At 66.3% G+C, this 13424-nt stretch carries 13 protein-coding genes; 1 reads left to right on the top strand and 12 read right to left on the bottom strand.

What is annotated here, in order from left to right:
- Positions 1–4: 4 nt before the first annotated feature.
- The 10 genes from ACRCUN_RS12115 to ACRCUN_RS12070 form a co-directional block, all read right to left on the bottom strand.
- Complete coding sequence (locus tag ACRCUN_RS12115) at positions 5–343, bottom strand: DUF6285 domain-containing protein (protein WP_462141878.1); 339 nt, start codon at positions 341–343, stop codon at positions 5–7.
- Entirely contained in the window at positions 340–1311 is a 972-nt protein-coding gene (locus tag ACRCUN_RS12110) for a phosphotransferase family protein (protein ID WP_462141877.1), read from the bottom strand. The genes ACRCUN_RS12115 and ACRCUN_RS12110 overlap by 4 nt, the downstream gene beginning before the upstream one ends.
- Positions 1308–2552: an acyl-CoA dehydrogenase family protein gene (locus ACRCUN_RS12105; protein WP_462141876.1), complete on the bottom strand. Its 1245-nt coding sequence runs from the start codon at positions 2550–2552 to the stop codon at positions 1308–1310. Before ACRCUN_RS12105 ends, ACRCUN_RS12110 begins: the two co-directional genes overlap by 4 nt.
- A gap of 20 nt (positions 2553–2572) precedes the next feature.
- Positions 2573–3184, bottom strand: a complete 612-nt coding sequence (locus ACRCUN_RS12100) for a TetR/AcrR family transcriptional regulator (protein WP_462141875.1) — start codon at positions 3182–3184, stop codon at positions 2573–2575.
- A 7-nt stretch (positions 3185–3191) separates the two neighbouring features.
- Positions 3192–4094 carry a hydroxymethylglutaryl-CoA lyase gene (locus tag ACRCUN_RS12095; protein WP_462141874.1) on the bottom strand — a complete coding sequence of 301 codons (903 nt, stop codon included), beginning with the start codon at positions 4092–4094 and terminating at the stop codon, positions 3192–3194.
- Positions 4094–5296: a CaiB/BaiF CoA transferase family protein gene (locus ACRCUN_RS12090; protein ID WP_462141873.1), complete on the bottom strand. Its 1203-nt coding sequence runs from the start codon at positions 5294–5296 to the stop codon at positions 4094–4096. Before ACRCUN_RS12090 ends, ACRCUN_RS12095 begins: the two co-directional genes overlap by 1 nt.
- Entirely contained in the window at positions 5293–6519 is a 1227-nt protein-coding gene (locus tag ACRCUN_RS12085) for an alpha/beta hydrolase family protein (protein ID WP_462141872.1), read from the bottom strand. Before ACRCUN_RS12085 ends, ACRCUN_RS12090 begins: the two co-directional genes overlap by 4 nt.
- Before the next feature lie 34 nt (positions 6520–6553).
- Complete coding sequence (locus tag ACRCUN_RS12080) at positions 6554–7657, bottom strand: homogentisate 1,2-dioxygenase (protein WP_462141871.1); 1104 nt, start codon at positions 7655–7657, stop codon at positions 6554–6556.
- 216 nt (positions 7658–7873) lie between these two features.
- Complete coding sequence (locus ACRCUN_RS12075; RefSeq protein WP_462141870.1) at positions 7874–8461, bottom strand: GrpB family protein; 588 nt, start codon at positions 8459–8461, stop codon at positions 7874–7876.
- An 18-nt stretch (positions 8462–8479) separates the two neighbouring features.
- Positions 8480–9646: an acyl-CoA dehydrogenase family protein gene (locus ACRCUN_RS12070; RefSeq protein ID WP_462141869.1), complete on the bottom strand. Its 1167-nt coding sequence runs from the start codon at positions 9644–9646 to the stop codon at positions 8480–8482.
- A gap of 422 nt (positions 9647–10068) precedes the next feature.
- Between ACRCUN_RS12070 and ACRCUN_RS12065 the strand changes: the two genes are divergently transcribed.
- Positions 10069–11046 (top strand): esterase family protein, encoded by a 978-nt coding sequence (locus ACRCUN_RS12065; RefSeq protein WP_462141868.1) that lies wholly within the window; start codon positions 10069–10071, stop codon positions 11044–11046.
- A gap of 66 nt (positions 11047–11112) precedes the next feature.
- Here the strand turns inward: ACRCUN_RS12065 and ACRCUN_RS12060 are convergent, their stop codons facing one another.
- Both ACRCUN_RS12060 and ACRCUN_RS12055 read right to left on the bottom strand, forming a co-directional pair.
- Positions 11113–12111 carry an oxidoreductase gene (locus ACRCUN_RS12060; RefSeq protein WP_462141867.1) on the bottom strand — a complete coding sequence of 333 codons (999 nt, stop codon included), beginning with the start codon at positions 12109–12111 and terminating at the stop codon, positions 11113–11115.
- 85 nt (positions 12112–12196) lie between these two features.
- A complete protein-coding gene (locus tag ACRCUN_RS12055) occupies positions 12197–13417 on the bottom strand; it encodes an acyl-CoA dehydrogenase family protein (RefSeq protein ID WP_462141866.1) in 1221 nt (406 codons plus the stop codon).
- Between the last annotated feature and the right edge of the window lie 7 nt (positions 13418–13424).

Genomic DNA, 13424 nt, shown 5'->3' with positions numbered 1-13424 from the left:
GCGACTACGGCCCGTCATAGCCCGGATGCGCAGCCGCCAACCGCTGTCGTACCAGCATGCGCAAACACGCGGTGACGGCATCGGCGCGGTCGTCGAGGTCGCCCGCGCGAATGGCTGACGCGAGCGCCGCCTCGTCGGGGAAACCGAGCCCGGCCAGGGCGGCGTCGGTGTCGACGGGGTCACCGGCGAGCAGCTCGCGCTCGACCATGCGCAGTGCGTTGGCCGCCACGCGGGCGTGGAAGTTGACCGCTCCGGCGGTCTGGGCTCGCACCTCCGTCTCGAGGAACTCGGCCACCGCCGCGACGAGCTCGGCCGCCGTCGGCCGGCCGTAGAGACCACTCACAGCGCGCTCCCGTCCAGCAGGTCAAGCAGATCCCACTCGGTTTCGCAGACCCGGCGCCCGATCGTCGCCAACTCCACCGATCTGGTCTGGCCGCTGAGGTGCCGCTCGGCCTGATACCGGCAGATGATGCCCCAGCGCAGGGTCGCCTGCACGAGCCACCAGCGGATCGCCGCGCGGTCGACCGCCATCCCGCCGGCCTCCTCGTATGCGGTCAGGAAATTTTCGATACTGCCGAGGCCACCGGCCCCCATGGACTGCGGCGCCCCGAAGCGCCACGCGCGGATGCAGAACCAGGACAGGTCTTCGTACACCTCGCCAAGATGCACCAGCTCCCAGTCCAGTACCGCAGCCAGGTCCGAGCCGTCAACGATGAGATTGCCCATCCGGAAGTCGCCGTGGACCAACCGATGTGGCGAGGGCGGTGGCCGATTGGCCGCCAGCCAGCGAAACGTCCACTCGAAAGTCGCTGTGGTGTCGCCCATCTCGTCGAGCTGGCCGCGCCACTGGGTCAGCTGGTCCTGTTCGGCCAAACCGGGCATCCGCGGGGGTTCTGCCCGGTGGATCGCGGCGAGGGCCTGCGCGCATTGCGTGAGCAACTTGGCGCGGCCGGCGTCGTCGAGCTGACGCTGGATGCGTCGAACGATGGTCTCCCCGGCGATGAAATCGCAGATGAGGAACGGATTGCCCAGCGCGCCAGCGGAATTGTCGGCGACGAGGACATGCGGGACGGGTGCGCCGACCGCGGCAGCCGCGCGTTGTGCGCCCGCTTCCAACTCCATGCCGGCATGCACTTCGTCGGGTGGTCCGGTGCGCAGGATCAGTGCACGGCGTGCCGAGGACGTGACGGCGTCGAACGACCACGTCGTGCGGCTGGCCCCGCCGGTGAGCTCACGCAGGTTCTCGACGGCCACGTCGGGATCGAGCACGGGCGCGAGCACCTCGGCCAGCGCGCCCGGCAGGTCGGTCACTTCTTGGCCTTGCCGAACCCGAAGAGGCGCTGCGCCACCCGACGCATCTGGATTTCCTCGGCGCCCTCGGTGATCCGGTAGCGGCGGTGGTGTCGGTAGATGTGTTCGAACGGCTCATGGCGGCTGTAGCCGATGCCGCCGTGCACCTGCATCGCCCGGTCGGCTGCCTCGCACACCAACCGATTGGCCCGGTAGTTGGCCATCGACACCTTGTCTGAGACTTCCATGTGGTGATTCGCGTCCAGCTGGGCCGCGGCGTACCGGACCAGGAGCCGCACCATCTGCGCCTCGGTCTGCAACTCGACCAGCGGCCATTGGACCGCCTGATTGACCGCCAGCGGCTTGCCGAACACCACGCGGTCACCGGCGTAGGCGACGGCGCGGTCGATGCAATATTGCGCGGCGCCCAGGCTGCTCGCGGCCTGGCGAATCCGGTTCTCGTGCAGGAAGGTCTGGCCGACCTCCAGACCGCGGTCGACCTCACCGAGTACGGCGTCGGCGGGCACCCGGACATCCTTCAGTTCGACCTCGCCGTGGTCGGTAGGCATGTTGAACGTCCACCAGTAGAAGGGGACATGAAAACCCGGGGCATCCGTCGGGACGAGGAACGCGGTGATCCCGCGAGCCTGACCCGGCTCACCGGACGTGCGCGCGAAGATGAGATCGTGCGTGGCGCGGTGCACGCCGGTGTTCCAGCGCTTGGTGCCGTTGATGATCCAACCGTCACCGTCGGCGACCGCGGTGGTCTCCAGCCAGGTGGCGTCCGACCCGTGGCCGGGCTCGGTCAGCCCGAAGGCCATCGAGCGCTTGCCGGTGAGCATCGCCTCGACCCATACGCTCTTCTGATCTTCGGTGCCGAACCGGTCCATCATGATGACCTGTGGAAAGTTCCCGACGATCGACGACTCGTCCTGAAGATCGTTGTGTAGGCCAAGTCCCTTGTGCGCCAGGTGTTCCCGGATGACGGCCATGTCGAGGTTGCTGCCGTCGCGGCCGCCGAAGCGGGCGGGCAGGCCGTATCGCAGCCAGCCCGCGGCGTCGGCGCGCCTGCGCATCTCGTCGAGGAGGTCTTCCCACTCGCGCCGGGGGATGCCGCCGTTGTCCCAGTCGGTGCGGGCATATTCGCGTCTGTGGTCGAAGTACTGGATGTGTTCGCGTTCAAGCGGCTTGATCTCCGTCTCGATGAATGCGTCCATCTCCTGGAGTAGACCTGGAAGGTGTTCTGGTAAAGCGAAATCCACGATGATCTCTCTTTCTGGCTTCAGAAGCCGTACAGGGTTTTCTTCCAGATGCTCGATAGGGTGGCGATTGCCTCGGAGTCGCTGAGTTCGATGCCCAACCCGGAGTGGCCCACGAACACCGTGGTGAAGTTCTCGAACAGCAACGCGATCGCTGCCGCAACGTGCTCGGGGTTCAGGTCCTTGGCGTGGCCTTGTTCCTGCGCGCGCTCGACCGATGCGGCGACGATGTCGATACCGAAGCGGCGGAACCCGTTTTGCACGTCGGCGAACCGCTGCTGGGTGGCCGCCAGTTGTGCGACGGCGATCATGATGCCGATGTTCTGTTTGAAGATGTTCCAGTAGCCGGTCACAACCGAGGTGAAGAACTCGGTGTCGTCCGGGGAATCCGGCAGGTGCAGGTTCAGTCCGGACGGCTCGACTACGTCGTGGAGGAACGATTCGGCCAGTGCGGCCAGCAGATCCTCCTTGTCATCGAAATAGCGGTAGAACACCGCGGGGCTCTTGCCGGCCGCTGACGTGATGTCGGCGAGGGTGGTGCCGTGAAAACCTCGTTCGGCGAACAGCTTCCGCGCGGCCAACTCGATCGCCGATCGCGTTTGGCGTCCCTTGGAGCTCAGTTCACCGACTGCCATGGGGGGCTCAGTTCAGGATCCGGTCACCGGCGCGCAGCAGTGCGCTCGGCAGGTCGTGCCCGACGGCTCGCTGCGCCACCCGAGCCGCGCCGATGGCCGCGGTCAGGTCGACGTCGACGCTGATGTCGCTGTCGCGCAGCAGATACACGAGGTCCTCGGTGGCGATGTTGCCGTTCGCGCCCGGTGCGAACGGGCAGCCGCCGAGGCCGCCCACCGACGCGTCCAGCCTGGTGACGCCGGCCTGTACCGCGGCGTAGGCACTGGCGAGCCCGCATCCGCGGGTGTTGTGGAAATGTGCGCCGAGCGGTGTGGTGCCGAGCAACGGTGTGACGGCGGCGACGAGGTCGGTGACGCGTTTCGGCGTCGTGGTCCCGATGGTGTCGGCTATCGCGATCCGGTCGACTCCGAGATCGACGGCCGCCGAAACGATATCGAGCACACGGTGCTGCGGTGTCGGGCCGTCGAACGGGCAGTCCCATGCGGTGGCGACGATGACCTCGATTGCGGCGCCGCTGTCGTGCGCGATGCGCGTGACATCGGCTATCGCGACGGTCGCCTCGGCAGTCGACCGCCCGACGTTGGCGCGGCTGTGGCTGTCAGCGGCCGACACCACATATTCGATCGAGCTCAATCCCGCCGCGATCGCGCGTTTCGCCCCGTTGGGACTGGCCACGAGCGCGGAGAACTCAACGTCCGGGAACCGGTGCAGCTCGGCGGCCAACTCGGCGGCGTCGGCCAGTGCGGGCACTTTCGACGGTGACACGAACGCCGTCGCCTCGACCTCGCGCACCCCGGTCGCGACGATCGCTTCGAGGACCTCGATCTTGGCCGCCAACGGGATCGGGTCCTCGATCTGCAAGCCGTCGCGCAGGCAGACTTCGCGGATGTCGACGTGGCTGGGCACGCTCATCACAGCACCCCCTCGGCGCGAAGCGATTCGAGTTCCTCGGCGCTGCGCCCCAGCAGGCCCCGGTAGACCTCGTCATTGTGCTGACCCGGCCGGGCCGACCCCGCATTGCGGATGCTGCCGGGTGATTCGGTGAGAACGGGGACGATGCCGGGTCCCTTGACGGCCCGCTGGACTCGCTCATCCCAGTGATCGGCGATCATGCCGCGGGCCCGCAGCTGCGGGTCGTTGACCACCTCGGCCACGGTGTTGATCGGACCGCTGATGACCCCCGCGTCCGACAGCGTGGCGATGATCTCGGCGGGCTGTCGTTCGGCCGCCCAGTCGCCGATGATCTTGTCCAGCTCGTCCTGATTGCGGCCACGCGCAAGGTGATTGGCGAACCGCTCGTCGGTGGCCAGCTCGGGGCGGCCCATCGCTTCGCACAGCCGCCGGAAGACGGTGTCCTGGTTCGCCGCGATGACCACCCAGCTGCCGTTGGCGCTCTGGTAGATGTTCGACGGGGCGATTCCCTCCAGTCGCGTGCCCGACGGCCCGCGGACCACACCACCCACGTCGTAGTCGGGAATGGTGGATTCCTGGATGGCCAGGCATGATTCGGTCAGTGCGGTGTCGACGATCTGGCCTTCACCGGTGACGGTGCGCCGGTAGAGTGCGGCCAGGGCGCCTTGTGCGGCGAACATCCCGGCCAGGCTGTCGCCCAACGACAGGGCCAGCCGCGGGGGAGGACCACCGGGGAATCCGTTCATATGTCGCAACCCACTCGCGGCCTCGGCCACCGAGGCATACCCGGCCTTGCCGGAATCGGGGCCGGTCTGCCCGTATCCGGACACCCGAACCAGGATGATGCCCTTGTTGCGTTCGCGCAGAACGTCGTAGCCGAGGTTCCACTTTTCCAGCGTGCCGGGGCGGAAGTTCTCGACGATGATGTCGGAGCGCTCGACGAGGTCGAGGAACATCTCGCGGCCTTGCGCGGCACGCAGGTCGAGTGTGACTGCTTTCTTGTTGCGGGCGTGCACGGTCCAGAAGAAGTGGTGACCGTCGAGTTCGGCCTGCCCCCACGTCCGCAGCGGATCCGGTGTGTTCGGCAGCTCGATCTTGATGACTTCGGCGCCCATGTCGCCGAGCAGCCGGCCGGCGAACGGACCCGAGATCAGGGTGCCGAGTTCGATCACCCTGACCCCGTCGAGAGCCCCAGTGCTCACTGTGCCGAATCTCCGGTCTCTGTGCTTCCAACCCCCAGTGAAAACCCGTGCCGGTGCAGCCAATCCGTGCAGACTTCGACGGCTTGGCGCAGCTTGTCGCGCTGGTCCGGTCCGGAGTAGTAGTGGTTGGCGCCGGGAATCTCGTGCATCTCCTTGTCCGGGTGGCCGATCGCCTCGAACAGCCGCCTGGTGTGACTCGGCGTGCAGGCGTCATCGGCGAGATTGCCGATGACGAGTGCCGGCACCGCGATGTCCGGGCCTGCCTTGACTGCGTCGCCGTTGGCGTCGTCATAGCTCCACTGCGAGAGCCAGCTGCGCAATGTGCAGAACCGCGCCAGCCCGACCGGGCTCATGTTCACCACCTGAGGATCGCCCAGGTAGCAGGTTCCCGGTGTGCGTTCGTTCGGATCGACCGTCGGATCGAGCCAGCGCGGGTCGGCCATCGTGCCGTGCACGACGAAGGCAAACTCGTCATCGGGCCGACCGGCGGCGTTGAGCTCGGCGAGTTTCTCCTTGACCCACTTGGTGATTCGCCGGTTCCGCGCGATCTGCGCCTGGTGGTAGCGCTCGAGGAACTCCGGTGTGTACGGGGGCTGGTTGGGATTGTCGGGGTTGTAGAGATCCAGCTCGGGGTCGCGCTTGGTGGGGTCGTTCTCATCGAGGATCGACGCGTCCATCCACTCGGTCATGGTGCCGTGCCTGCTGATGTGGGCGGCCAGCAGCATGATGCCGTCAGCGGGGATCAAACCGAGCTTGGTCAGGTCAGGGCCGTCGCCCGACGGGCTCGCGGTGACGGTGGGTTTTTGCGCCTGTTGCTGATAGAACACCGAAAGCGAGCCCCCGCCGCTCCACCCGGCGAGCACGACTTTCTCGTAGCCGAGGCGGTTCTTGGCGTCCTTGATGCACTCGCCGAGATCCTCGACGACCTTCTCCATCAACAATGCGGAGTCCGTGCCGCGGAACCGGCTGTTGCAATAGATGACGTGGTGCCCGGCGCGGGCCAGGGCATTGATCATCGGCAGGTAGGCGCCGCCGCCGATGGGGTGCATGAACACCAGCACGGTGTCACTCGGCTTGGCTTTGGGCTTGAGCAGATAGCTTTCCAGCACCACCAGCTCGGCGACGCCGCCGTATACGTCTCGGACAGACGAATTATTCTGGTAGGCAACCAGATACGGGATGCGGTCGTACGCGTGCTTAACCGGTGCTTCTGCGGTGGTCATGCTCAAGCCCTCTTCTTCGTCGCGCCAGCCCACATCAGTGCTGCCCCAGATCGTTGGCCAGAATCTCAGCGGACGGGACGAGTCGACGGCGGGTGTCGATCGCGATCACCGACCAGTCCACCCGGTCATATTCGTCGAACTTGCGGCGAGCCCGCTCCCGTGCCTTCTCGGGCGCACCGTGATGGACTCCTTGTGGCGCATGGGAAACCAGACCCGGCGGCATCGGGATACCGTACAGCGAGCCGGCGTGGAAAAACGCGATCTCGTCGTAGTCCACGTTGCGGTGATACCACGGGGTGCGTTCGGTGCCAGGCACACTCTCGGCGGGTTTGGGCAGGAAGTTCATCACGTACACCCCGGTGGCCTGCATGAACAAATGCACCGTCGGCGGCAGGTGCACGCTTTCGGACGTGATGACGGTGTAGTCCTCGATGTTGAAGGTGAACGGGAAGTTGTCGCCCCGCCAACCCTCCACGTCGAGCGGATGATGTTGATAGAACAGAGATGTCGTCGCAACCCCGTCGATCGGCGAATGGACGAGCCGCACCTCGTACTCGTCGCGGCCGTCGTCATCGATCGGCTGCGGCTCGGGGATGGCGACCTGTGCGGGATCGAACGGGAAGTGGCGCCCCAGAGTCCCGGCCGGCGGGACGCGGAAGTCGTCGGTCGCCTGGATCATGAGCCACGTGGATTCCCCGTCGGGCACCTGACGGAACGTGCAGGCCTTGGGGATGTACACCCAGTCGCCCTCGCGGTAACGCAATGGCCCGAACTCCGTCTCGAGCAAGCCCGAACCCCGGTGGACGAACAGCAGCAGATCCCCGTCGACATACCGAACGAAGAATGGCATCTCCTCGCTGCGGCGGCTCAGCAGCACCTGGCAGTCGGCGTTGGAGAACATCAGCAGGGGGCCGCCGTGTGCGTCGGTGCTGTCGCTGGGCTTGAGCTCGCTGGACAGCACGTCGGTGGGGCGCAGGGGCCCGACGGTCCGGTACGCGGTCGGATCGTTGCGGCGGTACATGTTCGCCGTCCGGCCGACGAAGCCGCCGCGACCGAGCTCGTCGTCTTTGAGGCCGTCGAGATCGGCGTGTATTCGCTTGGGCGTCTTGCCTTTGCGGAGGTGAACGAAGGATTCCATGCCAGCTCCTGGGGATTTGTCTGGGGGAGTTCACGACCAAAACTGAAAGTGACTTTAGTTTTTGTTTCAACGCTGGGCAAGAGTGTCTTTCCGAGTGTCGATCCCTGTGACGAGCGTGCAGCTTCTTGCGCTGCCCGCCGACCGCTGAGCGCAAAAGCCTGCACGTTCGTCACAGTGCTTCGCGAGAGGTGCGGCCTGGCCTGGCCGGCGAACGCCCTAGAACAAGCCGTGTTCGCGAAATATCCGGTCGTAGATCTCGCGGACCACGGGCTGCTTGCGCAGGTTGTAATCCATCACGTGACCGCCGCCGGGTGCGGCGGTTCGTTTGGCTTCTTCGTATCGCATCCGATCGTCGGGATGGGTGCGCAGCCAGTCGCGAAACAACTTGTGGCGGATGGTCTCCGGGCAGTCGGGCCCGAAGACGTGCAGATTCACCCGCGGACGGTCGCGGCGCAGGCAGCGGTGCTCATGCCAGCCGGGTTCGCGGATGGTCAGCCGATAGCCGACGGTCTGCAGTCGGGGAACGTATGCCTCTTCATCGCGGGGATCGGCGACCGTGAGGTCGATGTCGATCACGTCCTTCGCAGCCAAGCCGGGGACCGCCGTCGACCCGACATGGTCGAGGTCGAGCACACCGGAGCCCATCGCTGAGCGGATGTCGGCCGCCAACGCGTCGTAGCGGCCGGGCCACTGCGGGTTGTACGGCACGAGTTCGACCACCTCGGGCGCCGGTGGCCCGTCGACCCATGGGCTCACATCGGGTTCGGGATCGTGGTGGCGGGTGATCTGCTCGGGCGTGGGCATTCAACCGAGGCTAGCGATTCAGACCATGGCGATCGGGGAGATTTTCATGCCGATCGAAAGCGCGCCCGCGAGCTCGCGGCTGGTGTCGTAATCGAAGATCACGTGCCCGGAGAGCACGCCGACGTCACGGCTGATCCGCTGCAGCGGATTGTCGAGAAAATGTGCGCTGGCCCCCGACGACGCGAGCAGCAGGGCAATCACCGCCTTCGACTCGTGGACGATGTGGGCGGCGGCCAGTCGCGCCTGACCCCTGATGTCGCGCGACACCGCGTCGCCGGCAGCCAGGATGTCCTCGATCTGCTCGACGGTGTCGGCCAACAGCCCGCGCAACGCGCGAAGTCGCACACGCGCCTCGCCCAGATGTGCCTGCGCGGCCGGCTTGTCCTTCTGCTTCACCCCTTCGTACGCGATCACCCGTTCTGCCAGTCGCTCGGCGTAGACGTCCGCGGCGCGTTCGGCGCTGCCGAGCGCAGGCATCGCCGCCAGCAGGGCGAGCGCGGGCACCATGGGCCAGCGGTAGGTGGGGGCGTTGTGGATCTTCGCGCCCGGCGCGGTCCCCGAATAGATGTCGACGACGCGCACGAGCCGGTGCTCGGGCACGAAGACGTCGGCGATGACCACATCGTTGGATCCGGTGGCCCGCATGCCGTCGGTGTGCCACACGTCCTCGACGCGCATCTCGGAGGCGGGCAGTAACGCCAGAGCGGGATAGATCGCGTCGTCCGGCCCGCACAGTGCGCCGACCATGATCCAGTTGGCGTTCATCACGCCCGTCGCCCACGACCATCGTCCGGTGAGTCGTATACCGCCGTCGGCGGGCACGCCGCGGCCGGTGGGCGCGAGCGGGGCCGGGGCGAGGAACGGTCGAGTCGCGTACGCCTCGGCTTGGGCCTGCTCGTCGAACAACGCGAGCATCCAGTTGTGCAATGTGTAGAAGCCGATGGTCCAGGCGCTCGACGCGCAGCCGTGAGCCATGCGCCGTACCGGATCGAGGATGGCTCCGAACTCCGCCTGCTCTCCGCCGTAGCGCGCGGGCACCAATAGATCGGTGAATCCGGACTCGGTGAGGTCGGTGACGGTCGCATCGGGCAGGCGGCGCAGCTCCTCGGCTTCGCGCGCCCGATCGGCCAATCGAGCGACGAGTTCGTCGGTGATCGACGACGCCACGGAAGTGATCGAGGTCATCGCCGGAACGTACCATACTTTTTAGTATGGACCTCGGCATGCGCTTTTGGCGACGATCGGATAACCCTCCGGACACCACTTGTGAACGGATCGAAATCGAAGGTTCGGCGACGGCTTCGCGGTGCTCGTTCCGGTATCTGCATTTCCCCAGGCAGAACCGTTGACGACAGGGTCAGGGCGGGCCCGAGCTCACGTTTTGTTTGCAACAGATGCGCTGCTCGACGGCGCGCCGCGGGTTTTCCCTAATTGCAGCCCCATGATTTACTCATGGCGCAACAACTGAATTCTCTCGGTCCGCTCTTCCGAGACACCGGCTCAGTCGAGCGGGCGCGACAACGCAGTGAAACCACCGCTGCGGTGCCGCTGAATGATCGATGATCGCGCCTCAGGCGTAATGACCGGATGACGGATGGATTCGCAGTATGACCTTCATTGACAAGATTCGTGGCCGTTGGGCGCGCCGTATGACGGTGGCGGCCATGGCAGCCCTCCTGCTGCCTGGCTTGATCGGCGTTGTCGGCGGATCGGCGACCGCGGGAGCCTTCTCCCGCCCGGGTCTGCCGGTTGAGTACCTGATGGTCCCGTCGCCGTCGATGGGCCGCGACATCAAGATTCAGTTCCAGAGCGGTGGGCCGGGTTCGCACGCGGTGTACCTGCTCGACGGCCTGCGGGCACAGGACGATTACAACGGCTGGGACATCAACACCAACGCCTTCGAGATGTTCCTCGACTCGGGCCTGTCGGTGGTCATGCCCGTCGGTGGCCAGTCGAGCTTCTACAGCGACTGGTACAACCAGGCGTGCGGCAAGGCCGGTTGCACCACTTACAAGTGGGAGACCTTCCTGACCAGCGAGCTGCCGAACTGGCTGGCCGCCAACCGTGACGTCGCAGCGACAGGCAACGCGGCTGTCGGTTTGTCGATGGCGGGCTCCGCCGCGCTGATCCTGGCGACCTACCACCCCGACCGGTTCATCTACGCCGGTTCGATGTCGGGCTTCTTGAACCCCTCCGAGGGTTGGTGGCCGTTCCTGATCAACATCTCCATGGGCGACGCCGGTGGCTACAAGGCCAATGACATGTGGGGCCGGACGGAAGACCCGAACAGCGCTTGGAAGCGCAACGACCCGATGCTGCAGATCCCGACGCTGGTGGCCAACAACACCCGACTGTGGATCTACTGCGGTAACGGCCAGCCCAACGAGCTCGGCGGCGGCGACCTGCCCGCCACCTTCCTTGAGGGCCTGACCATCCGCACCAACATCACCTTCCGCGACAACTACATCGCCGCGGGCGGTAACAACGGCGTGTTCAACTTCCCGGATGCCGGTACCCACAACTGGGCGTACTGGGGTCAGCAGTTGCAGGCCATGGTTCCGGACCTGCAGCGGGTCCTGGGCTAACCTCACGCGATAACGAAATCGCCCAGAACACCATGTGTTCTGGGCGATTTCGTTTGTTCCGGACTCCTAGAAGCCGTCGGCCACCTTCACAACGGCCCGGCCGGCGTAGCGGCCTGCGCGCACCTCGTCCAGTACGCCGACGACATCCTTGACGTCGACCTCGTTCGTGACGTCGTCGAGATGGCGCGGCTTGAGCGGTCCGGCGAGTTGCTCCCACAGCGCCCGCCGCGGCCCGATCGGCATGAGCACCGAGTCGATTCCGAGCAGAGCGGCGCCGCGCAGGATGAACGGCATCACGGTCGTGTTGAGCGCCGCGCCGCCGGTGAGACCGCTCGCCGCGACCGCACCGCCGTACTGCAGTGTGCTGAGCACGTCCGCCAGCGTCGCCCCGCCTACGCAGTCCACCGCGCCCGCCCACTGTGCCTTGCCCAACGGCCGTGGTTTGGCGCCCGGATCGGCGGGCAGCCTGCCGATCACCTCCGCGGCGCCCAGCGCCCGCAAGTCATCGGCCCGGTCGGCCTTACCGGTCGACGCCACCACGTGATAGCCCGCGGCGGCGAGCAGGTCAACGCTCACCGAGCCGACCCCGCCGGTCGCACCGGTCACGACGATCGGGCCGTCCGGTGGCGTGATGCCTCGGTCGGCCAGCGCCTGCACACTCATCGCCGCGGTGAAACCGGCGGTCCCGATCGCGGCGCCTTCGCGCGGGGTCAGGGCGCCCAGTGCCACCACCTGCTCGGCGGGCAGCCTGGCGTATTCGGCGTAGCCGCCGTGGTGGCCGGTGCCGATCTGGTAGCCGTGCGCGAGGACGAGGTCACCGGGTTTGAACTCGCCGGAGTCCGACGCCACCACCTCACCCGTCAGGTCGATGCCCGGCACGATCGGATAGTCGCGGACCACACCGCCTTTCGGCGTCAGGGCAAGCGCATCTTTGAAGTTGACGCTGGAATACAGCACCCGGATGGTCACCTCACCCGGGGGAAGATCTGATTCGTGCAGGGTTTCGACCGCCGCGGTGACGCGGTCGTCGTCTTGCCGTGCGATGAGCGCCTGAAACGTGTCCATGCGGCCCACCTTATTGGCCGAGCAGACACAGAATCGCCGGTATCCGCACGGCGGAGTGCGATTCTGCGTCTGCTCGGCGGGACCGTTACTTCAGTTCGGCCGAGGACAGGCCGAGCAGGCGGCGGGCGACCACCAGCTGCTGGATTTGCTGCGTGCCCTCGAAGATGTCGAGGATCTTGGAGTCGCGGGCCCACTTCTCCAGCAGAGTCTGCTCGGAATAGCCGGTGGTTCCTGCCATTTCGACGGCCTTGAGGGTGATGTCGCTGGCGACCCGGGCCGCCTTGGCCTTGCCCATCGAGGCTTCTTTGGAGTTGGGGATGCTGTTGTCGGCCTGCCATGCCGAGCGCACGGTCAGCAGGTAGCCGGCCTCCCAGTCGGCCTCCATCCGCAGGAACTCCGCCGCCGCGGCGCTCTGTGCGTGTGCTGGCTTGTCGTAGGAGATCTCCACACCGGCGTCGGTGAGGATCGCGCGCAGGTCCTCCAACGCGGCGCGGGCGATGCCGACGGCCATGGCCGCCACGATCGGCCGGGTGTTGTCGAAGGTCTCCATGACCCCGGCAAAACCCTTCTCCACGTGGATTTCCGGGTCGCCCAGCAGATTGTCTTTGGGTATGCGCGCGTTCTCGAAGCGGATCACCGCGGTATCCGACGCCTTGATGCCGAGCTTGTGCTCGAGGCGCTCGACAGTGACGCCAGGATGTTCGCGCGGCACGATGAACGACTTGATCGCCGCGCGGCCGAGTGACTTGTCCAAGGTCGCCCACACCACGATGTGGGTGGCCCGCGATCCGGCGGTGACGAAGATCTTCTCACCGTTGATGACGTACTCGTCGCCGTCGAGCACTGCGGTGGTGGTCACGGCCGCGGAGTCGGAGCCGAACCCCGGCTCGGTGATGGCCATGGCGGCCCACACGTCCTTGCCGAGCCGTTCCAGCTGCTCCGGCGTCGCGACCGACGAGATGGCGGCATTGCCGAGGCCCTGACGAGGCACCGAGAGCAGCAGGGCCACGTCGCCCCAACTGATCTCAAGCGCGTTCAGCAGTGCGGACATGTTGGCGCCGTTGACGGTGGTCTTGTTGCCGTCGCCATTGGCGTCGTCGCGGAATGCCTCGGCACCCGCGAACGAGATCGTCTTGGCGCTCGAGATTCCCTCGAACAGGTTGGCCAGGGTGTCGAGCTCGACGGGGTAGGCGTGCTCGGCGAGGTCGTACTTGCGCGAGATGGGGCGAAGCATCTCGGCGGCACCCTGATGGCCCTTCTCGATGACCGCCTGAAGCTTGCGGGGCATTTCCAGATTGATTGCCATGATTCGT

Source organism: Mycobacterium venezuelense (genome assembly GCF_054919535.1).
This window is presented reverse-complemented; position numbering and strand designations above follow the sequence as displayed.